The organism is Cereibacter sphaeroides 2.4.1 (genome assembly GCF_000012905.2).
In the GTDB taxonomy this organism is placed as follows: domain Bacteria; phylum Pseudomonadota; class Alphaproteobacteria; order Rhodobacterales; family Rhodobacteraceae; genus Cereibacter_A; species Cereibacter_A sphaeroides.
The window spans coordinates 127,401-146,722 of sequence record NC_007494.2; the positions used below are offsets into that span (position 1 = coordinate 127,401).

General features: G+C 70.7%; 20 protein-coding genes. 4 read left to right on the forward strand and 16 right to left on the reverse strand.

The window, feature by feature from the left end:
• Positions 1–14: 14 nt before the first annotated feature.
• Positions 15–1,700: a methyl-accepting chemotaxis protein gene (locus RSP_RS16055; protein ID WP_011339028.1), complete on the reverse strand. Its 1,686-nt coding sequence runs from the start codon at positions 1,698–1,700 to the stop codon at positions 15–17.
• 995 nt (positions 1,701–2,695) lie between these two features.
• Here RSP_RS16055 and RSP_RS16060 point away from each other — a divergent pair.
• On the forward strand, positions 2,696–4,345 hold the full coding sequence (locus RSP_RS16060; RefSeq protein ID WP_011339030.1) for a phosphoethanolamine transferase: 1,650 nt from the start codon (positions 2,696–2,698) through the stop codon (positions 4,343–4,345).
• 10 nt (positions 4,346–4,355) lie between these two features.
• Entirely contained in the window at positions 4,356–4,736 is a 381-nt protein-coding gene (locus RSP_RS16065; RefSeq protein WP_002723560.1) for a diacylglycerol kinase, read from the forward strand.
• On the opposite strand, the gene RSP_RS16070 is transcribed toward RSP_RS16065, so the two are convergent.
• From RSP_RS16070 to RSP_RS16080, 3 genes are all read right to left on the reverse strand, one after another.
• Positions 4,718–6,034 carry a two-component sensor histidine kinase gene (locus tag RSP_RS16070; protein WP_011339031.1) on the reverse strand — a complete coding sequence of 439 codons (1,317 nt, stop codon included), beginning with the start codon at positions 6,032–6,034 and terminating at the stop codon, positions 4,718–4,720. The genes RSP_RS16065 and RSP_RS16070 overlap by 19 nt on opposite strands.
• Positions 6,031–6,690 carry a response regulator transcription factor gene (locus tag RSP_RS16075; protein WP_011339032.1) on the reverse strand — a complete coding sequence of 220 codons (660 nt, stop codon included), beginning with the start codon at positions 6,688–6,690 and terminating at the stop codon, positions 6,031–6,033. The genes RSP_RS16070 and RSP_RS16075 overlap by 4 nt, the downstream gene beginning before the upstream one ends.
• Before the next feature lie 285 nt (positions 6,691–6,975).
• The gene (locus RSP_RS16080; RefSeq protein WP_002723565.1) at positions 6,976–7,368 is read right to left on the reverse strand and encodes a GFA family protein; all 393 of its coding nucleotides are present in this window, start codon (positions 7,366–7,368) and stop codon (positions 6,976–6,978) included.
• Positions 7,369–7,781: 413 nt separating this feature from the next.
• Between RSP_RS16080 and RSP_RS16085 the strand changes: the two genes are divergently transcribed.
• Positions 7,782–8,120: a zinc ribbon domain-containing protein YjdM gene (locus tag RSP_RS16085; protein ID WP_009561276.1), complete on the forward strand. Its 339-nt coding sequence runs from the start codon at positions 7,782–7,784 to the stop codon at positions 8,118–8,120.
• Positions 8,121–8,183: 63 nt separating this feature from the next.
• Here RSP_RS16085 and RSP_RS16090 read toward each other — a convergent pair whose 3' ends face one another.
• The 8 genes from RSP_RS16090 to RSP_RS16125 all read right to left on the reverse strand — a co-directional run bounded on the left by RSP_RS16090 (position 8,184) and on the right by RSP_RS16125 (position 15,194).
• Positions 8,184–8,780, reverse strand: a complete 597-nt coding sequence (locus RSP_RS16090) for an eCIS core domain-containing protein (RefSeq protein ID WP_002723569.1) — start codon at positions 8,778–8,780, stop codon at positions 8,184–8,186.
• A gap of 230 nt (positions 8,781–9,010) precedes the next feature.
• The gene (locus RSP_RS16095) at positions 9,011–9,589 is read right to left on the reverse strand and encodes a DUF2076 domain-containing protein (protein WP_002723572.1); all 579 of its coding nucleotides are present in this window, start codon (positions 9,587–9,589) and stop codon (positions 9,011–9,013) included.
• A gap of 24 nt (positions 9,590–9,613) precedes the next feature.
• A complete protein-coding gene (locus tag RSP_RS16100; protein ID WP_002723575.1) occupies positions 9,614–10,327 on the reverse strand; it encodes a Bax inhibitor-1/YccA family protein in 714 nt (237 codons plus the stop codon).
• 27 nt (positions 10,328–10,354) lie between these two features.
• Positions 10,355–11,131 (reverse strand): anti-sigma factor family protein, encoded by a 777-nt coding sequence (locus RSP_RS16105; protein ID WP_017140319.1) that lies wholly within the window; start codon positions 11,129–11,131, stop codon positions 10,355–10,357.
• A complete protein-coding gene (locus tag RSP_RS16110) occupies positions 11,115–11,645 on the reverse strand; it encodes a sigma-70 family RNA polymerase sigma factor (protein ID WP_011339035.1) in 531 nt (176 codons plus the stop codon). Before RSP_RS16110 ends, RSP_RS16105 begins: the two co-directional genes overlap by 17 nt.
• A 65-nt stretch (positions 11,646–11,710) precedes the next feature.
• Positions 11,711–12,019, reverse strand: a complete 309-nt coding sequence (locus tag RSP_RS16115; RefSeq protein WP_011339036.1) for a hypothetical protein — start codon at positions 12,017–12,019, stop codon at positions 11,711–11,713.
• Complete coding sequence (ctaD, locus tag RSP_RS16120) at positions 12,016–14,493, reverse strand: cytochrome c oxidase subunit I (protein WP_011339037.1); 2,478 nt, start codon at positions 14,491–14,493, stop codon at positions 12,016–12,018. The genes RSP_RS16115 and ctaD overlap by 4 nt, the downstream gene beginning before the upstream one ends.
• The gene (locus tag RSP_RS16125; RefSeq protein ID WP_030002938.1) at positions 14,490–15,194 is read right to left on the reverse strand and encodes a cytochrome c oxidase subunit II; all 705 of its coding nucleotides are present in this window, start codon (positions 15,192–15,194) and stop codon (positions 14,490–14,492) included. The genes ctaD and RSP_RS16125 overlap by 4 nt, the downstream gene beginning before the upstream one ends.
• On the opposite strand from RSP_RS16125, the gene RSP_RS16130 reads away from it, so the two are divergent.
• Positions 15,162–15,677 (forward strand): DUF2231 domain-containing protein, encoded by a 516-nt coding sequence (locus RSP_RS16130; protein WP_023004192.1) that lies wholly within the window; start codon positions 15,162–15,164, stop codon positions 15,675–15,677. The two genes, RSP_RS16125 and RSP_RS16130, sit on opposite strands and share 33 nt — an antisense overlap.
• On the opposite strand, the gene RSP_RS16135 is transcribed toward RSP_RS16130, so the two are convergent.
• The 4 genes from RSP_RS16135 to RSP_RS16150 all read right to left on the reverse strand — a co-directional run bounded on the left by RSP_RS16135 (position 15,647) and on the right by RSP_RS16150 (position 19,275).
• Positions 15,647–16,159, reverse strand: a complete 513-nt coding sequence (locus tag RSP_RS16135; protein WP_011339039.1) for a CopD family protein — start codon at positions 16,157–16,159, stop codon at positions 15,647–15,649. The two genes, RSP_RS16130 and RSP_RS16135, sit on opposite strands and share 31 nt — an antisense overlap.
• 137 nt (positions 16,160–16,296) lie before the next feature.
• Positions 16,297–18,615, reverse strand: coding sequence for a putative bifunctional diguanylate cyclase/phosphodiesterase (locus RSP_RS16140; protein WP_011339040.1), 2,319 nt, complete (start codon positions 18,613–18,615; stop codon positions 16,297–16,299).
• Between the two features lie 90 nt (positions 18,616–18,705).
• On the reverse strand, positions 18,706–18,981 hold the full coding sequence (locus tag RSP_RS16145; protein WP_011842683.1) for a hypothetical protein: 276 nt from the start codon (positions 18,979–18,981) through the stop codon (positions 18,706–18,708).
• A 102-nt stretch (positions 18,982–19,083) separates the two neighbouring features.
• Entirely contained in the window at positions 19,084–19,275 is a 192-nt protein-coding gene (locus tag RSP_RS16150) for a twin-arginine translocase TatA/TatE family subunit (protein ID WP_009561292.1), read from the reverse strand.
• Between the last annotated feature and the right edge of the window lie 47 nt (positions 19,276–19,322).

Here is a 19,322-nt window from a genome sequence, read left to right on the forward strand (position 1 = left end):
CGGACCGGGTGGCCTCAGCGGGTGCCCGCGCGCTGGAAGGCCGCGTCGAGCTCGTCGAACTCGCTCTCGCCGATGTCGAAGTCGAAGCCCTTGGACGACCGCACCGGCCGCAGGGACGGCTGAGGCACGGCGCGCGCCGAAGGCCGTGCGTGCGGCGCAACTGCGCGCGTCTGCGGCGCGACCGGGGCCTGTGTCTCTCCGGTGCGGAAGAAGCCCACCGCCTCCTTCAGCTGGTCCGCCTCGACGGAGAGTTCACCCGCCCCGCTCGCCAGAGCCTCAGCGGCGGTGCTGTTCTGCTGGGTGACCTGATCGAGCTGCTGGATGGCGAGCGCCACCTGCTGCGCCCCCGTCGACAGTTCGCGCGAGGCGACGGAGATCGAGGAGACGAGGCCGGACGTGCGCTCGATGTCCGGCACGAGCCGCTGGAGCATCTCGCCCGCCGTGGCCGCCACGCCGGAGGTGCGCGCCGACAGCGCGGAAATCTCGGCCGCCGCCGCCTGGCTGCGCTCGGCGAGCTTGCGGACCTCGCTGGCCACGACGGCGAAACCGCGCCCGTGCTCGCCCGCCCGCGCGGCCTCGACCGCGGCATTGAGGGCGAGAAGGTCGGTCTGGCGCGCGATCTCCTGCACGATGAGGATGCGGTCGGCGATGGAGGCCATCGCTGCCACCGCCTCGCGCACGGCATCGCCCGAGGCCCGCGCATCTTCGGCCGATTTTGCGGCGATCCGTTCGGTCTCACCCGCACTGTCGGCGGTCTGGCGGATGTTGGCGGCCATCTCCTCGACCGAGGCCGAGGCCTCTTCGGTGGAGGCCGCCTGTTCGCTGCTGCCCTGCGACAGCTGTTCGGAGGTGGCGGCCATGGTCTGGCTGTTCGCCGCCACCTGGTCGGTGGCGAGCCACACCCGCCCCAGAACCTCGCGCAGTTTCACGATCATGGCGTTGTTGGCCTTGAGGAGCTGCGCGATCTCGTCCGAGCCGCGCTCCTCGGCCAGGGTGGTCAGATCCCCCTGCACGACGCGCTGCGACAGCGCCAGCGCCCGGCCGAGCCTGCGCCCGATGGAGAGGATGAGGAAGGTAGCCGCGATGGTTCCGGCGAGAATGCCCGCCAGCGCGAGCGCCGACAGGTTGACAAGGCTCGCCGTCAGCTCGCGATCCGCTTCGGCCGTGGCCTCGGTCATCTGGTCCTTGTAGAGCGTGCGGAAGGTCTCGAGGTTCGCCGCGAGCTTCACCATGCCCGCGCGGGACTCGCCCGCCAGCAGGCGGGAGGCGCCGGCGACATCGCCCGCGTCCGCCAGCGCGAAGACCCGATTGTTCAAGGCGGCGGCGGCCTTGCGCTGATCGGCATAGGCGGCGATCAGCTTCTCTCCCTCGGCATCCGCGAGTGTCTGGAGCCGCTCGATGCTGGCACTCATATCGGCGCGGATCCGGGTGATGTCCTGCTTGAGCTTGGCGCGCTCGGTCGCCGTCGGGGCGGTCACATAATCGCGCAGCACCACGTTGAACTCGCTCTGCTGGATCTCGAGCCGGCTGGCGGCCTCGACCCGGGCGGCCTGGACGTCCACGATGGACCGCAGCGTCTGGTTCGCGGAGCGCAGGTCCAGGAGCCCGAAGATGGTGCCTGCCCCCATGAGCAGGAACACCAGAAGGAAGGTCATGGCGAGCTTGATCTTTATGGTCAGTTTCATGGAGGCCTTCATCATCCGGGGTTCCGCCTCATCCGGCGGTGGTCGGAAAGAGTAACGGCACCAGAGCCTTAAAATTGTAGGCTGCCTCGGGGATTTTTGCCCTGCCTGTGCGGAAGGGAGGAGACGGGGCCAAGCCGCCACGGTTCCCGGGCAGACCGAGAGGCGTCGGGCCGACGCGCGCGGCGGAGCGACGGGCCGGCGCCGGCGCCAGGCAGCCCGCGCGGCATGTCTTTCCGCCTCCCGGGCCGCCTGGCGCAGGCCCCGCCCGCTCGGTGGCGTGGCGCTCCGTCCGGTCCGCCTCGGAAAGGAACTGCTGAGTAGCCTCGCCCGGGCTGAGGGGGATCGGCACAACGCCGCCCCGGATCTCGCAACAGAAGGCGCCCGCGCCGCCGCCGCCACTTATGGACATGTTGCGACGGCCGTGGGGAACTGGCTCTTTCTTATCATACTGATAAGGGATTCCTTGATGAGTGATAGTGTCGGAATGCCGGTCGGAAACGGGACGACGGCGCATGCCCTTCATAGGGCGCGCGCGAAGGCGCTGAGGGTCTTTCCGCCGCTCGCGCCGCAGGAGCCCGCCGCCGGTTCGCGCCACAGAGGGGTCGCGGCGGGGCTGTGCGCCTCCGGGCGCGGGCTGCTTCATTGGATCGTGCGGCGGCTGGGCCGCTGAAAGCTCTTGCCGCAGGCCCTGGCCGGAAGGCTTAGGGCGCTTCACGCTCTCCGCCCGATGGAGAGGATCCGGACGCGGCCGGAAGGTATCCCGCAGGACTGCGTCCGTCCTTCCGCAGGGGGCTCTCTCCTCTCCGCCATATTGCCCGCCGCTGGGTCCGGCCGCGATGATGGCTCATCCATGTCGCATGCCTCCGGCCCCCGCTGTGGAAGGCCCCGCCGCATCGCCCGGCGGGGCCGACGAGCCAGGGCCTCGGTCGCGCAGGGCGACACTGCGACATTTCAGCCTGTTGTCAGCTTGCGCCGATAGCCGGGGCGCAACGGGCAAGAGGTCTCAGCACATGTTCCCATTTCCGCTCAGCGTCGGCCGGGCTCCGGCAACGGCTCCCGCACGGGGTCGCGCGCTTCCCTCCGTCTTCCAGATCAATCTTGCGGTGACGAGCTTCCTGCTGATCGCGGACAATGCGACCTTCTGGGCCCGTGCGCTCGGGATCTTCGGGCCGGGGGCAGAGCTTCTGCTGTTCGGAACGGCGATCTGGGCGCTCACCTTCTTCATCGTCGCCCTGTTCGGGACGGGGCCGCTGCGCCGGCCGATGCTGGCGCTGCTGCTGCTGCTGGGCGCCGCGACCGGTTACTTCCAGGATCGGCTGGGCGTGACGATGGACCGGGACATGATCGAGAACGTGATGACGACGACGCTGTCCGAGGGGCGCCATCTCGTCACGCCGGGCTTCCTGATCCATCTGGCGATCTTCGGCCTCTTGCCCGCGCTGGTCGTGCTGCGCCTGCCCGTGCGCGAGGGCGGCTGGCGGGCGGCGGCGCGCAGCGGGCTTTCGGCGGTCATGGCGCTCGCCCTCGGGGCGGGTCTCGTGATGGCCGACTTCAAGACCCTCTCGGCGGTCCTGCGCGAGCACAAGGAGCTGGTGTCGGCCTGGCAGCCCGCGATGCCGCTCGGCTCGGCGCTGCGCTATGCCAAGCTGCGCGTGCGCACCCACGATCTGACGGTGGCGGCGCTTGGCACCGATGCGCAGAAGGGGCCGCTCCTCGCGGCGGCGCCGAAGCCGGTTCTGACCGTCCTCGTGGTGGGCGAGACCGCGCGGGCGCAGAACTGGGGGCTGAACGGCTACGAGCGCGACACGACGCCCAAGCTGCGCGCCCGCGGCGTGGTGAATTTCTCCGACGTCGAGAGCTGCGGCACGGCGACGGCCGTGTCGATGCCCTGCATGTTCTCGAACCTCACGCGCAAGGGCTACAGCCACGAGAAGGGCCTCGCGCAGGAGAACCTGCTCGATGTGCTGGCCCATGCGGGCGTGGCGGTGGAGTGGTGGGACAACAACACGGGCGACAAGGACATCGCGGCGCGCCTGCCGTCGGCGCGGGTGCCCGAGACGGTGGATGCCTGCGGCGAGGGCGAATGCACCGATGCGGCCTTCCTGCCGCTCCTCGACCGGACGCTCGCCGGCATGAAGGACGACACGGTGTTGGTGCTGCACCAGATCGGCAGCCACGGGCCCGCCTATCACCTGCGCTACCCCAAGGCCTTCGAGCGGTTCTCGCCCGCCTGCCAGAGCGCGGAATTCTCGCGCTGCACGGACGAGGAGATCCGCAATGCCTATGACAACAGCCTGGCCTTCACCGATCATATCCTCGCCGCGATGATCGACCGGCTGGCCGCGCAGGACCGCGTGATCCCGGCGCTGGTCTATGTCTCGGATCACGGCGAGTCCCTGGGCGAGAACGGGCTCTATCTGCATGGCGCGCCGCGCTTCATGGCGCCCGACACGCAGACCCATGTGCCGATGGTGATGTGGCTCTCCGAGGCGTTCCGGTCGACCATGCGCCTCGATGTGGGCTGCCTGCAGGCGCATGCGGCCGAGCCCGCAAGCCATGACAACCTGTTCCATTCGGTGCTCGGGCTGATGGACATCCGCACCGAGGTGCGCGACACGAGCCTCGACCGTGTCTCGTCCTGCCGCGCTTCCGCTTCCTGAGGGCCCGCCCATGACCGACCGCATCGATCTGCCCCGGCCTCCGCAGGCTCAGGGCGCCCGCCATCTCCTCGCCTCGGCCCGTCATTCGCTGGCCGGCCTGCGCCGGCTGCTGCAGGAGACGGCCTTCCGGCACGAGCTGGCCGGCGGGGCAGCGGGGCTCGCGCTGCTGCTTGCCGGTCGCGCGAGCTTTCCCGAAATCCTCGGGGCCGCGGTGCTCTTCCTGCTGCTGGTGGCGGCCGAGGCGCTGAATACCGCAATCGAGGTGGTGGTCGATCACCTGGCGCCCGGCTGGGCGGAATTCGCGCGCGACGCCAAGGATCTGGGCTCGCTCGCCGTTCTCTGCCTCATTCTGGCGAACGTGGCCTTCGTCGCCTACGCGATCCTCGGCTGAGGCGGGATCGCACGCGCCTCGAAGCCGTCGGGACGGCCGGGGATCGGAGAGGTCAGCGCGAGGCGCCAGCCCGCGCCCCGGGCGATGCCCGCGGCGATGGCGAGGCCCAGCCCCGAGCCTTCCCGCGTGCTGCTGCCCCGGGCAAAGCGCTGCGGGATGCGCGCGAGCAGGTCCGGCGCCAGCGCCGGCCCGCCGTTCGTCACCCGCAGCCCCTCCGCTCCCAGCGTCACCTCGACCGCGCCCTCGCCGTGCCGCAGCGCATTCTCGATCAGGTTCCGCGCGAGGATGGCGAAGGCGTCGGGATCCATCCGGGCCTCGAGCGCGCCGATCTCGTCGCGCAACCGCAGGCCCTCCGGCCCGTGACGGGCATCGTCGACCACGATCTCGAGGATCGGCGCCAGATCCTGCGGCGTCTCCGCCAGAACCGCGGCGCCCTCGGCGCGCGACAGTTCGAGGAGCTTGGCCGCCAGCCGCGCGAGCCGCTTCAGCTCCTGCTCGAGGCGCTCTGCGCGGGGCCGCAGCGCCTCGGGCGCCTCGACGATCAGCCGCTGGGCCTGAGCCAGCGCCGCGGCCATGGGCGTGCGAAGCTCATGCGCGGCATTGGCGGTGAAGCCGCGCTCGGCGGCGATGGCGCGCCCGAGCCGGGCCATCAGCCGGTCGACCGCGTCGCGGAGCGGCAGAAGTTCGGCCTGCAGTCCCTGCGTGGCCAGAGGTCTGAGGTCGGTCTCGTCGCGCCCCTGCACCTCGCGCGAGAGATCGCCCAGCCGCGCGAGAGCCGCCCGCGTGCGCCAAACCACCAGCGCCAGGATCAGCGGCAGCAGGAGCAGCATCGGGGCCACGAAGGCCACCAGCGTCTCGCGCACCGCCTCGCGCCGGTTCGAGAGCGGCTCGGCGATCGAGAGCGTCCAGCGTCCGCTGAGATCCGAGACCGCGTAGAAGCGGTGACGCCCGCTGGTGGAGAAGCCGGCCGGCACGGGCTGGGCGAAGGTCTCGGCACGGGCGTCGGGCGACCAGAGCCGCACCGTCCCTTCCGCATCCCGCACCACCCAGGTCAGGTTTTCGCCATGCTCGCCCGCGCGCGCGATCCGGCGCGGCACCGGGGCCGTGTCGTCGGTCCCGTCCGACAGCGCAAGCGGCAGCAGACGCTCGGCCGTCTCCTGAAGCGCACTGTCGAAGGTCTCGCCCATCTCCTCGCGCACCACATAGGCGGCCGACAGGGTGGCCACCGTCCAGAGCAGGACGATCGCGCCCGACAGCCCCAGCGCGAGCTCGCGCCGCAGGCTGCGCGGTCGGCTCATTCCCGCACCAGCCGGTAGCCCATGCCGCGCCGCGTCTCGATCCGGTCGCGCCCGAGCTTCTTGCGCAGGCGGCTGACATAGACCTCGATCGTGTTGCTTTCGACCTCGGCGTCGAAGGCGTAGAGCGTTTCCTCGAGCTGGGTCTTCGAGACGACCGATCCCGGCCGCTTCACGAGCGCCTCGAAGATCGCCCATTCGCGCTGCGAGAGCGTGACCTCGCCCTCGGGCCCGTCGATCCGCCGGTCGGCGATGTCGACCTCCAGCGGGCCGAGCGCGAGGCGCGGGCTGGGATTGCCGGCATAGCGCCGCGAGACGGCACCGATCCGGGCGGACAGTTCGGAAAGGTCGAACGGCTTGACCATGTAATCGTCGGCGCCCGCATTCAGCCCCGCGATCCGCTCCGTCACCCGGTCGCGCGCCGTGAGGATGATGACGGGCATGGTCTCCTTCCGGGCGCGGAGCCCGCGCAGGAAGTCGAGCCCGCTCCCGTCGGGCAGGTTCAGGTCGAGCAGCACGAGATCGTAGGCCGTGGTCGCGACCGAGGCCAGGGCATCCTCGACGCCCGTCATCCAGTCTGCCGCATGGCCCTCGGCGCTGATCTGGTCGCGGATGGCCCCACCCAGGCCGGGGTCATCCTCGACGAGCAGGATACGCATCCCGTCCTCCTTCGTTGCGTCTAGGTGGGCCGAGGCGGCGGCCAGCGTCAAGGGGAGGAGCACGGTCTGCCTGCGAAGGCGGCGCCTGCGGGATCCGGCTGGCCTGCCGCTCGGGCCGCGCGCCGCAGGCCGGGCGCTTCGCTGCCGGCGCCTGTCGCGCCAGCGGGAAAGACCGGCCGCCCGACGCTCGGGGAGGCCGCACCCCTTCGGCCGTTGCGCCGGGGCTCACTCCTCGTGCCGGCCCGCCGTGAAGCGGTCGCGCTCGTTCGGCCACCGCGCCGGGGCTCACTCCTCGTGCCGGCCTGCGGTGGGGCGGTCGCGCTCGTAGTGATGGGCCAGCGGGAAGGGTGGCAACCAGCTTTCGCGCCGGATCGTCCAGAGCTCGTAGGTGGGTCGGAAGAGATCCGGGGCGTCGAGGGCGCCGAGGTTGATCTCGATCTCGTCCTCGGAGCGGCCGAAGAGCTGCGAGCCGCAGCGCGGGCAGAAGGCGCGGCCCTTGTAGTCCGAAGGCGTGCCCTCGACCGAGACGGCGCTGGCCGGGAAGATCGCGGAGGCATGGAACAGCGCGCCATGCTGCTTCCGGCAGTCGAGACAGTGGCAGAGGCCCACGCGATAGGGCCGACCCCGCGCGACGAAGCGCACCTCTCCGCAGCGGCAGCCGCCCGTGACCTGATCCATGTCGCCTCCTCCCCAGCGTTTGACGGAAGATAGACCGGGGCTGCGTGCCGTACAGGGGCAGGCCGGCCGCAGCACGGCAGAGGGCACGACGTGGCGATGGATATGCCGGCGGGGAGGAGCGCCCCGAGGCGCGGCATGCGACGGCAGTGCGAGAGGGGCCCGGAGGTGCAAGGACGCAATGGCGGTGCCAACGGAGTTGGAGCGTAAAGCCGCGACGGTGAGCAAGAGTGTCCTGCGGCGCAAAGCTGCGAGTGTGGTGCGGCGAGCGCGCCCGGGGCGCAAAGCTGCGATGCCGGCGCCGGTGGGCTCGGAGGGGACGAGCTGCGACGGGGAGCGCACCCCGGAGGCGCCCCTCTCCCCCTGCGGCGCGAGGGGCTCTGGTCAGCCGGCCGTCGTGGGTCTATAGGCGCGTCATGACCGACATGCTGCCACCTTGCCCCGAATGTTCCTCGAGCTTCACCTATCAGGCTGATGCGCTTCTCGCCTGCCCGGAATGCGGGCACGAATGGTCGCCCGAGGCGACCGGCGCCGAGGTGCAGATCCGCGACAGCGTGGGCAATCCGCTGGCGGACGGCGATACCGTCACGGTCATCAAGGACCTGAAGCTGAAGGGCTCTTCCTCGGTCATCAAGGTCGGCACCAAGGTGCGCGGCATCCGCCTCGTGGCGGGCGATCATGACATCGACTGCAAGATCCCCGGCATCGGCCAGATCGGACTGAAGTCGCAGTTCGTGAAGAAGGTTACGGACTGAGCCGGAGCCGGTTCCGATCCACGCCCCTCCGTCTCTGCGGGGGGCGGTGGTTCCTGGGCCTCCTTACCACGGCGCGCGGGGCGGGGAGAGACGGGCGCGCTCGGGCAGGGTGAGGGGCGGAGGCCCGCCTGCGAAGGCCGCGGCGAAGGCCACCGCATCGGCCTCGACCGCCTGATGATCGGCGAGGTAGCGGCGGGCGAAGCCCGGCACGCCCCACTCCCGATACTGGCCCACATGGCGCAGCTCATGGGCCCAGAGCGAGGCGTTGGCCAGCGCCTCGCCCTCGTCGGCGAAGACCACCACCTCGCCCAGCGTGATCGCCGAGGCATTGCCGTGCAGGATCGCGTTGCGCTGGAGCGACAGGTCGGTGCCGCCGCCCACCCGCCAGCGCACCATCTCGAGATCCTGGGCGGGGACATGGCCCGCAAGGCGTGCCCGGATCGCCTCGGGGATCGCCGCGGTGCCCTCGGCCAGCGCCTGACGCCGCGAGTCCTCGATGGCGGCGGCCAGCATCGCCACTGCCTGCTGCTGGCCGAGGATCGCCAGCGCCCGCCCGTAGGTGTTGGCGATGGTCAGCGGATCGGTCGCGGGCCCTTCGGCGGGGGCGGGATGCGGCGCAAGCGCCAGAAGCAGGGCCAGCGGAAGGACAAGGGCGCGCATCGGATGCTCCGGCTTGGGCTTGGGCGGGGGCGGCCTGCGCCCGGATCCCGACTGTCCGGGCAGGCGACGGGGCTGTCAACGCCACCGCCCCGCCGTGCCGTCACGCTTGCGTGCGCGGCTCCTGTTGCGGCGGGGAACCCGCCCGCCCGGCATCGACGCGGAGGCTGGCCCTAAGGAAAAGGCGCGACCGGAGATCCGGCCGCGCCCCGAAGCCCCGCGAAGGGGGGAGGTCAGAATTCGCTGTCGTCGAAACCCGCGTCGTCGAAGCCCATGTCCTCTTCCGGCTCGGGTTCGGGTTCGGCCGCCTCGGCCTCGCCCGCGAACATGCTGCCCACCGCATTGGCGAGCAGCACGCCGCCCGCCACGCCCATCGCGGTCTGCGCCGCGCCGGCGAGGAAGCCGCCGCCCGCCGGCCGGTTGCCGAAGGGCGAGCCCGCGCCCGGCGCGCGGTTGTCGAAGGGAGACGCACCGGCCGCAGCCTGCCCGCGGGATCCGAAGGGCGAGGCCGCCGGGCGCTGCGGCGCGGGCGGCACCGGAGCGCCGCCGAAGAGCTTGCCGAAGAAGCCGCCCTGCTGCGCGCCGCCCTGACGCACCTGCGCCTCGAGCTGCTCGATCCGGGCCTGCGCCTGCTCGAGCGCCTGTTCCTGCACCACGATGGTCTGCGCCATGAAATAGGGCGCGCCGGGCTGACGGCCGATCCGGTCCGCGATGAAGGCGTCCGCCTCGCCGTCGCGGGCAGGCGCCGACTGCTCGACGGCCGCGAGCTTCTGGAACAGGCCTTCGATGGCCTGACGGTCGTTATGGTCCATGAGGATCCTCTGTGACTGGCAGGGTTACTCGCGCTCGCCCGTCAGCGAGAGCAGGAGCTGGAAGATGTTGATGAAGTTCAGGTAGAGCGACAGGGCCCCCATGACGGCGAGCTTCTGCGAGGTCTCGCTGTCCTGATGCTCGGCATATTGCAGCTTGATCGCCTGCGTGTCCCAGGCCGTCAGACCGACGAAGACGAGGATGCCGATGATCGAGATCGCGAACTGCAGCGCGGACGAGCCGAGGAAGAGGTTGATGACGCTGGCCAGGATGACGCCGATCAGGCCCATCATCAGGAAGCTGCCGAACTGGCTCAGGTCGCGCTTGGTCGTGTAGCCGTAGAGGCTCATGCCGGCGAACATGGCCGCCGCCCCGAAGAAGGCGCGCGCGATCGAGGTGCCGGTGAAGACGAGGAAGATCGAGGCGAGCGACAGGCCCATGACACCGCAGAAGGCCCAGAAGAGCATCTGCGCGGTGCCCGCCGAGATGGCCTCGATGCGGAAGGACAGGAACAGGACGAAGGCGAGCGGCGCCAGCATCACGACCCATTTCAGCGGGGTCGAGAAGATCGGCACATAGATGGCGGGGGTGGCCGCGACGAGGACGGCCACGAGGCCCGTCAGCGCGAGCCCGAGGCCCATGTAGTTGTAGATGCGCAGCATATGCGCGCGCAGGCCGTCGTCATAGACAGCGGTGGAGCGCGCGAAACCGGCGCTGCGGCCGTGAGGGGCGGGATTCATCCGGGGATCTCCGTCTCTTGGGGATGGTCAGTAAAGCGTGCGCGAGAGGCCTTCGGCGGCCTCGCGCAGGGCATCCGGCGGGGCGGCCTCGGCCACGAGGACATGGGCCACTTCGCCGATCTGGAACCAGGCGACCTCGAGGCCGCTCGCCTGCATCTCGTCGGGCAGCGCCACGCGGAAGCTGCCGGGCCGCACCGCAAAGAGCGACAGCCGCCCGAGCTCGGGCGTCTCGAGCGCCATCTCGACGCTGGGGCCCTGCGGCGAGGGGAAGATCTGCACGTCCTGCACCTGCCAGTCGCCGGGCAGGCCGGGCAGCAGGATGCCGGTCTTGGCGCGGATCTCGGCCGCGTCGAGCCGGGGCATCGCGGGCTGCGATTGCATCGAAAGCCGGAGCCTGCCCGCCTCGTGCGCCTCGAGCGCGGCCTGGATGAATTCGGGCGGCGGCTCGGAGGCCACCACCTGCGGCACGCGCAGCGGCCCGAGGCCGGCGACGCCCGCACCAATCATGCCGCCCAGCACGAGGACCGCCGCCATCGGCGCCAGCCGCACCAGCATCCGGTCGAGCCCCAGCCCGCGCGCGAGGCGCCGTGCGGCGGCCCGCGTCTCGGGTGCCTCGTGCGGCAGCGGCTCGGCAAAGGCGAGGCGCAGCTCGTCGCGCGCCTGCAGATCGGCCATCACCCGGGCCGCGGCCTCGGGATCGGTCGCGAGATGCCGCTCCACCGCCACGCGGCGCCACGGGTCGAGCTGGTCGTCGACATAGGCCACGAGGTCGAGCTCGGTCACCGGCTCATGCATCGTCCGCATCGCGTCCTCCCACCACCCGAAGCGGCTGGCGCGCCGCCTCTCCGTTCTCGAAGGCCCGGAGCGCCGCACGCGCCCGGCCGATCCGCGACATGAGCGTGCCCTGCGGCACGCCGAGCACCTCGGCGGCCTCGGCATAGGACAGCCCCTCGATCGCCACGAGATGCAGCGCCGAGCGCTGCTCTTCGGGCAGGCGCGCGAAGGCCTCGCGGATCTGGGCCAGCCGCACCGCGCTCTCCTGCGAGGCGGGGTGCGACAGAGGCGCCGCCTCCATCGCCGCCGCCTCGCGCCGCTCGCGGGCGCGGCGGCTGCGCAGCGCATCGATGAAGAGGTTGTGCAGGATCGACATCAGCCAGACCCTGAGCCCCTTGCCGCGCCGGAAGCTCGCCCGCCGCTCATGCGCACGCAGGAGCGCCTCCTGCACGAGATCCTCGGCCTCCGCCTCGTCGCGGGTGAGCGACCGGGCGTAGCGCCGGAGCGGGGTCAGTTCGGCCAGGATCTCATCTGTTTCGCGCATCTTGCCGGATATACGGAGCCGCGCCGCCCCTTCATCCCGCGAGAGCGAAAAATATCCGAAGTTTTTTAGCCGGGCGGCAGACAGGTCGAGGTAACGGCCACCGGGATCAGGGTCCAGAGGGTCGCTGCAAGCCCCACGATGGCGAGGAGGAGGCTGGTTCTGCGCACGAAAGGGGTCGGATCGCCGAAGCGGCGTGAGCGGAGCGCGAGGAGCAGCGCGAGCTGGAGCGCGAGGACCGCGGCCCCGCCCGCGATCAGGAGCGGGCGTCCGCCGGGCCAGCCGCCAGAGCAGACGAGGCCATGCAGGGCGTAGACCGCGCTGAAGCCCGCGAGCCAGAGCGTGAGGGGCAAGGCGATGCGGAGGATGGCGCTCATGCCACGAGCCCCGGCAGGAGGGCGGCGGCAACGCCGACGAGGCCCGCGAAGGCCGCCCAGTCGGTCCAGAGCCGGAGGATGCGCAAGGGCGAGATCCGCGCGGCCGAGAGCCTGCCGCGGGCCTGCATCGCCATCACGACCAGCGTCATCAGGAGGGCCAGGCCTGCATGAAACCCCGTATAGCCCGCGATGACCCAGACGGTCGCGTCATAGGCATGCCGCTGCGGCGCAGGCAGGGCGAGGCAGAGCATCCCCGCCGCCGCGGCAAGTGCCCCGAGCGCCAGTGCCGCCCCCGCAAGCCCCGCCTGCGGCGAGCCTCCCCGCCGGAGTGTGCGGTCCGCCAGCCGCACGAGGAGGGGCGCACTCGCCGCCCCCGCGAGGAGGAGCGCGCCCTGCAGCCCCGAGGGCGCGAGCCATGCGGGCGGCGGCCAGTTCGGCGCCACCGTCCAGAGGAAGGCATAGCCGAACATGAGCGAGCCGAAGAGCGTGCCGTTCGCCAGCAAGAGGAAGAGCGACCCCCACCAGCCGGGGCTCTGCGCCACGTCGCGGGGCAGGCTGAGGCCGAGGCCCACCGGCTGCGGACCCTCGTCGCGCCCGGGCGCATTGGTCCAGACCCAGCGGATGGCCAGCGCCGCCACACCGACCAGCGCCAGCGGCACCAGCCAGTAGGTCTTCAGGAGCATCCCCAGGAAGAAGAGCCCGGTCACGAGCGCGAGCTGAAAGGGAAGGGCGCTGTTGCCGGGATAGACGACGAGGCTCGCGGGCCGCCCGGTCGCCACATTCACCATCAGCGTCTCGCGCCTCCCGTTGCGGGGCTCGCCCAGGTAGAAGGCGCCCCTGGCGATCTTCACCGCGAGGTCGGGATCGGCATGGAGCGGATCGCGGCCGCTCACCTCCGGCAGGCTCGCGAAATTGTAGGCGGGCGCGGGCGTGGGCATCGCCCATTCGAGCGTGCCCGCGCGCCAGGGATTGCGGCTGCCCCGGACGGCCACCAGCGCGTTCATCGCCACGTCGAGGATCACCAGCGCGAAGCCGATCGCCATGACGAAGCCGCCGATCGAGGAGATGAGGTTGATGACCTCCCATCCCTGGCCGGGCTCGTAGGTCTCGGTCCGCCGCCGCTGGCCGAGGAGCCCTACCCAGTGGACGGCGAGGAACGTGGCGTGAAAGCCCACCGTCACCAGCCAGAAGGCCACGTCGCCCACCCGGAAGAACCGCTTCCGCCCGGTGACATGGGGCATCCAGTAGTAGAGCGCGGCGAGCATCGGGAAGACGAAGCCGCCGACGAGGACGTAGTGGAGGTGGGCCACGATGAAATGCGTGTCATGCACCTGCCAGTCGAAGGGCACCACCGCCACCATGACGCCGGTCAGCCCGCCGATCACGAAGGTGGCGAAGAAGGCGAGGATCCACATCATCGGCAGCCGCATCTCGGGCGTGCCGCGCCAGAGCGTGCCGATCCAGGCGAAGAGCTGCACCGCCGTCGGCACCGCAACGAGCGTCGAGGCGGCCGAGAAGAGCGCAAGCCCCATGTGGGGGATGCCGGTCGTGAACATGTGGTGGACCCAGAGCCCGAAGCTCAGCACCGCGAGCGAGATGGCGGCGGCCACCACCCAGCGATAGCCGATGAGCTCGGTTCGCGCCATCACGGGCAGGATGGTCGAGATCGCCCCCGCGGCGGGCAGGAAGATGATATAGACCTCGGGATGGCCGAAGAGCCAGAAGAGGTGCTGCCAGAGCAGGCTGTCGCCCCCCTCGGCCACCTGGAAGAAGGGCAGGCCGAAGGCGCGCTCCAGTTCCAGAAGGATCGAGCCGAGGATCAGCGGCGGAAAGCCCGTGAGGATCATCGTCGCCGTGACGAGCGCATACCAGCCATAGATCGGCATCCGGTCGAGCGACATGCCGGGGGCGCGGAAGCGCAGCACCGTCACCACGATCTCGACCGCGGCCGCGATGGCCGAGATCTCGACGAAGGTGATGCCCAGAAGCCAGAAATCGGAATTGATCCCGGGCGAGCCCAGCGTCGAGGCCAGCGGCGGATACATGAACCAGCCGCTGTCGGGCGCGATCCCGGCCAGCAGCGCCACGATCAGCATCGAGCCGCCCAGCACATAGCACCAGAAACCGTAAGCCGAGAGCCGCGGATAGGCCAGATCCCGCGACCCCAGCATCTTCGGCAGCAGATAGATCGTGAGCCCCTCGAACATCGGGATCGCGAACAGGAACATCATGATGGTCCCGTGCATCGTGAAGAGCTGCGCATAGGTCTCGGCGCCCACGAAGGCCGAGCGGGGGCTGGCCAGCTGCGCCCGGATCAGCATGGCGAGGATGCCGCCGATCAGGAAGAAGACGACCGACGCGCCGAGGAACATCCGGCCAAGATCGGTGTGGTTCACGGTGGTGAACCAGCCGCGCCAGCCGGGCTCGGAGGCCCAGATCCGCGTGAGGAGGCGGTGTCGGCGCAGGGCATTCATGGAGAGGGAGCCTCGAGGAAGGCCTGCCAGTCGGCGGCATCGTGCGCGCGGACCGTGAAGGCGTGGGTGCGGTAGCCGGGTCCGCTGAATTCGGCGCTGACGCCGGCATAGTCGCCGGGCACGCGCGCCTCGATCCGCAGCAGGTTCACATGGCCCGGGATGGCGTCCATCTTGCCGGCCAGCCGCGGCACCCAGAAACTGTGGATCACGTCGGCGCTGGTGATCTGCACGTCCACCGGCCGGCCGGCCGGGATATGGAGGATGTCCTCGGTCTGAAGGCCCGGGCGGTCCTCGTAGCCGAAGCGCCAGGCCCATTGCCGTGCCTCGGCCCGCACCGTCACCCGCTCGGGATGGTCGTGGGGCAGAAGCGCCTCGCCCACCGTCAGCCCGTAAGCCAGAAGGGCCGCGAGCACGGTGAGCGGGAAAGCCAGCCCCAGCCCCTGCAGCCAGAGCCGGTCGCTGCCGCCGCCCGGCCTGCGGCGCATGGCGAGGGCCAGAAGCCCCGTCACGAAGAGGAAGATGGCCGTGGCGCCCGCGAGCATCACCCACCACAGCCGCGCGATGACTTCGGCCGCGGGCCCGGCGGGATGAACGGCCGACAGATCCTCGGCGCAACCGGAGAGCAGGATCGGCGTTGTGAGGAGGAACAGCCAGCCGCGGAGGAGCCGATGACGGACAAGCAGGTGCAGACCGAGGACAATACGCTGATCGATCCGATCAGCTCGAGCCCCGATTTCGAACAGACGGAGAGCCGTATCGCGATCTGGGGCCACCCGGCCCATGCCATGACCGTGGCCTTCCCGGTGGCGCTGACCTTCTGCACCTTCGGCGCGGACGTGCTCTACTGGCTGTCCGGCGACATCTTCTGGGCGCGGGCGGCGCTCTGGGCTGCGGGCACCGCCTTCCTGTTCGGCCTCGCCGCGGGCGTCACGGGCACCACCGAGCTTCTGATGGTGCCGGGCATCCGCGCCCGCGCCGCCGCCTGGACCCACTTCGTCATCGCGGTGGCGCTTCTGTCGGTGCTCGGGGCGAACTGGGGCTACCGGCTCGGCGGCTACGAGGAGGCGGTGCTGCCTTACGGCCTGCTCCTCTCGGCGTTCGGTGTGGTGATGGTCTCGGCGGCGGGCTGGCATGGGGGCAAGCTCGTGTTCGACTATCGGCTGGGGACGTCGAAGGGAAGCTGAAGCTCCCTCGGCGTCTCGAGCCAGGCGGGCAGGGGGATCCGGCCCAGATCGGGCTTGGCGAGGACCAGCGTCAGGATCCCCAGCACCGGCACAAGGAGCAGGAACAGCGGCAGCAGGGCCGCGGGCGGGCGATGGGTGCCCTCGGTCTCGGCCACGCTGACGAGCGTGTGGCCGACCCAGGCGTGAAAGGCCACCAGCAGCGCCACGAAGACGAGCTTGGCGAACATCCAGGCCACGAAGACCTCGCGCAGGAAGATCAGCGCCGTGCCGCTGGCGATGGCCGCCACCGCGGCAGGCGTCACCACCAGCGTATAGCCGTAATGGGTCGCGCGTCGGACGCGGGAATAGTCGGCTTGCCCGATCGCATCGTCATGCAGGCTCAGCATGAGCGGCAGGGCGAAGAGGCCGCCGCACCACAGGACGAGCATGGCGATGTGCAGCGCCTTGAGATGCGGAATCGCAGGTTCGAGAAGACCGATCATGCGCAGACTGCCTTCGGCGCCTGCTCTCGCGCCGATCTCCGGACTGCCGTCCCTGCCGTCATCCCTGGTCCTTCTCCCCGTGGCGAGCGCGCGCGGAAAGGGAACGGCGGGGGACGGCCGCGGTTCCGGCGCTTCGGTCAGGCGCTCTTCTGCGCGACGCCCTTGCGCGCGCTCAGCGCCGCGAGCCGCAGCGGATCCATCGGCCGGCCGAGCAGATAGCCCTGAAAGCCGTGGCAGCCCATGCCGAGAAGCGCCTCGCGCTGGGACGCGCGCTCGACCCCCTCGGCCGTGACCTCGATGCCCATGGCGCGGCCGAGGTCGAGGATCGCGCGCACGATCTGGTCGGTGCCGTCGCCGGTGCCGAGCCGCGCCACATAGGAGCGGTCGATCTTGATCGTGTCGATCTGGTAGTCGCGCACATAGCGCAGGAGCGACTGGCCGGTCGCGAAATCGTCGAGCGCAATCGACACGCCCGCTGCGCGCAGACGTGCCAGATTGGCCAGCGTCGCAGGGCCCGCGTCGAGCGTGAATTTCTCGGTCAGTTCCAGCACGAGCCGTTCGCCCGAAAGGGAATGCGCCGCCATCACCGCCAGAACCTCGTCGGCGAAGGTCTCCTGGCGCAGCTGCACCGGCGAGATATTGACCGAGACCCGCGGAATGCCCGAGGTGGCGGCAAGGATGCAGGCCTGTTCGAGGACATGGTGGCCGATCCGATCGATCAGGCCGGTCTCCTCGGCGATGGAGAGGAAGGTCTCCGGGCCCATCTGCCCGAGGATCGGGTGGTTCCAGCGCACCAGCGCCTCCGCCGCCACGATCCGTTCCTCGGCATCGAAGATGGGCTGGTAGAGCACATGGATCTGCCCGCCCTCGGCGACGGCCTCGCGCAGGTCGCGCTCGATCTCGTGGCGGCGGCGGAAGATGTCGTTCATCTCGGGCGTGGCGATGCAGTAGCGTCCGCGCCCCTCGGCCTTGGCGCGGTAGAGAGCCGTGTCGGCGCTGCGCAGGATGGCCTCCCTGCCGCCGTCCACGCTGGCCGCGCGCACGGCGCCGATGCTCGCGCCGATCTGGACCTGCCCGCACTTGAGGTCGCAGGGGGCCGCCAGCAGATGCACGAGGCCGCTGCAATAGCGTCCGAGCGTCTCGTCGCTGGCCATCCCGATCAGGATCACGCCGAACTCGTCGCCGCCGAGCCGGGCCACCGTGTCCGTTTCGCGGACATGCGAGCGCAGCCGCGCCGCCATCTGCCGGATGAGCTCGTCGCCGGCCTGATGGCCCATCGTGTCGTTGACCGCCTTGAACCGGTCGAGGTCGAGGCAGAGCAGGGCCACCGGCGGACCCCCGCGTCGTTCGGCCTTGAGCGCCTGATCCAGCCGGTCCTCGAACAGCGTGCGGTTGGGGATGCCCGCCAGCGGATCGTGCATCGCCAGATAGCGCGCTTCCTCCTCGCTCTGGTGCAGCCGCCGCGACGCGGTCCAGAGCGTGCGCAGGAGCCAGGTCAGAAGGGCGGCGCCGAAGGCCGCGAACAGGCCCACCACGGGCAGCATCTCATCGACGATCCGGTGCCCGGGGCGGTCTGCCCGCCAGACGAACCAGGCGATGGGCCGCCCCGCCCCGTCGCGCAGCGGCACGGAGAGTCGGTCTTCGGGTCCGGGCTGAACCGAGAAAGAGCCGCGGTCGAACTCATAGGTGTTCGAGAGGCGCGCGGCCATGTCGGCATCGGCCATCTGAACCGCGACATGCAGATATTCCGTGCCTGCCGCCTGCACCACCGCGGGCGTGTCCGGCACGATGGGTACCACGCTCACCAGCGCGGGCTTGCCGCCCAGAAGCACGAAGCGGCTGAGCGACAGGTCGGCCACATCGGCCGTGGAATCGGCCCGGTTGCGGGTCGCCGCGCGCATCATCGGCCGCATCTCCTCGACCATCTCCTCGACGGCCGGCGGCAGGGTCGCCCGGGGGCCGGGCTGCCCGGTCACCCGCTCGCGCGCGACATAGACGATCCGCGAGGCCGGATCGACGATGTAGGTCTCGTCCTGCCCGTATTCCTCATGCATCCAGGTGCCGAGGTTGGAGTCGATCCAGTCGCGGTCGCCGGCGCGGACATGAACCACCGACTCGTCCCAGACCGTCGAAGCCTGCTGCTGCTGGAGAAGCTCGCGGGTCTCGCGCAGGAGGGCGCGTTGGGCGAAGCGGATCTGTCGGGCCTCGGCATCCGCATCGACCGCGTTCACCGCCGTGGAACTCAGAAAGAGCACCGACAGCGTGGCCACGAGGCAGGCGAACAGGATGGCCGCGACAAGCTGCGCCGAGAACGAGGCAGGCGCACGGGGCTTGTCCATACTCACCTCCTGACGGCCCACGGGCGCCGCTGACCTGCCGGTCGAGGGGCTGGAACGGGCAGCCTGGCCCGTCCGGCGGATCTCCGAACCGTCCTGCAGGGAACGTGCTGCGTTCATCGTCGATTCCGCCGGAGCGCTCAAGAAATCCGTGAAACTACATACGAAAGATGATGGAAGGTGGATCGGCCGGCGGGTGCCGGCCGTCTTTCAGATCAGTTTCCCGAGCGCGAAGATCGCGCCGAGGCCCAGCACCAGAAGGATCCAGTGCAGCAGCACCTCCCGGCGCGCCCGGCGGGAAGCCTCGGTCTCGGGAGCAGGGGTCGGGGCGTCGGACGGGGGGGGCGCCGGGGCCCGAGGATCGGCCGAGCGCGCGGCGCGGCGGTCGGCCCGGCGTTGCAGGCTGCGCCTGCCGCCTTGGAAAAGCAGCGTGAGGGCGCCGGCAGCCGGCAGCAGCCCGCCGAGGGCTGCGGGGTCGAGTGACATGGCATGTCCTGTGCGTTGAGCCGGGCATGCGCGGGCCTGCGCCCTTGGGGCGCAGGGCTCGGCCTGCCCGTGGAAGATCGGAAATCGGCGTGGTGCCGGAGATCAGGCGTCCTTGATCTCGCGCGGCGGCTCGGCTGCGGCGGGCTCGGCCGGCGGGTCCTGCAGACCCTGCTTGAAGGCAGAGATGCCGCGGCCGAGCTCGCCCATCATGGACGAGACCTTGCCCTTGCCGAAGAGGACGATGATGGCGGCTGCGATGACGAGAAGGCCGGGAAGGCCGATATTGTTGAGCATGGTCAACTCCTGAAACGTCTGGAAGGGCCGCGCCTTGCGGGCGGCCG

Coding starts and splice junctions, on each gene's coding strand:
- RSP_RS16055 (WP_011339028.1), bottom strand. CDS start 1,700: ATGATGAAGGCCTCCATGAAACTGACCATAAAGATCAAGCTCGCCATG.
- RSP_RS16060 (WP_011339030.1), top strand. CDS start 2,696: ATGTTCCCATTTCCGCTCAGCGTCGGCCGGGCTCCGGCAACGGCTCCC.
- RSP_RS16065 (WP_002723560.1), top strand. CDS start 4,356: ATGACCGACCGCATCGATCTGCCCCGGCCTCCGCAGGCTCAGGGCGCC.
- RSP_RS16070 (WP_011339031.1), bottom strand. CDS start 6,034: ATGAGCCGACCGCGCAGCCTGCGGCGCGAGCTCGCGCTGGGGCTGTCG.
- RSP_RS16075 (WP_011339032.1), bottom strand. CDS start 6,690: ATGCGTATCCTGCTCGTCGAGGATGACCCCGGCCTGGGTGGGGCCATC.
- RSP_RS16080 (WP_002723565.1), bottom strand. CDS start 7,368: ATGGATCAGGTCACGGGCGGCTGCCGCTGCGGAGAGGTGCGCTTCGTC.
- RSP_RS16085 (WP_009561276.1), top strand. CDS start 7,782: ATGACCGACATGCTGCCACCTTGCCCCGAATGTTCCTCGAGCTTCACC.
- RSP_RS16090 (WP_002723569.1), bottom strand. CDS start 8,780: ATGCGCGCCCTTGTCCTTCCGCTGGCCCTGCTTCTGGCGCTTGCGCCG.
- RSP_RS16095 (WP_002723572.1), bottom strand. CDS start 9,589: ATGGACCATAACGACCGTCAGGCCATCGAAGGCCTGTTCCAGAAGCTC.
- RSP_RS16100 (WP_002723575.1), bottom strand. CDS start 10,327: ATGAATCCCGCCCCTCACGGCCGCAGCGCCGGTTTCGCGCGCTCCACC.
- RSP_RS16105 (WP_017140319.1), bottom strand. CDS start 11,131: ATGCGGACGATGCATGAGCCGGTGACCGAGCTCGACCTCGTGGCCTAT.
- RSP_RS16110 (WP_011339035.1), bottom strand. CDS start 11,645: ATGCGCGAAACAGATGAGATCCTGGCCGAACTGACCCCGCTCCGGCGC.
- RSP_RS16115 (WP_011339036.1), bottom strand. CDS start 12,019: ATGAGCGCCATCCTCCGCATCGCCTTGCCCCTCACGCTCTGGCTCGCG.
- ctaD (WP_011339037.1), bottom strand. CDS start 14,493: ATGAATGCCCTGCGCCGACACCGCCTCCTCACGCGGATCTGGGCCTCC.
- RSP_RS16130 (WP_023004192.1), top strand. CDS start 15,162: ATGACGGACAAGCAGGTGCAGACCGAGGACAATACGCTGATCGATCCG.
- RSP_RS16135 (WP_011339039.1), bottom strand. CDS start 16,159: ATGATCGGTCTTCTCGAACCTGCGATTCCGCATCTCAAGGCGCTGCAC.
- RSP_RS16140 (WP_011339040.1), bottom strand. CDS start 18,615: ATGAACGCAGCACGTTCCCTGCAGGACGGTTCGGAGATCCGCCGGACG.
- RSP_RS16145 (WP_011842683.1), bottom strand. CDS start 18,981: ATGTCACTCGACCCCGCAGCCCTCGGCGGGCTGCTGCCGGCTGCCGGC.
- RSP_RS16150 (WP_009561292.1), bottom strand. CDS start 19,275: ATGCTCAACAATATCGGCCTTCCCGGCCTTCTCGTCATCGCAGCCGCC.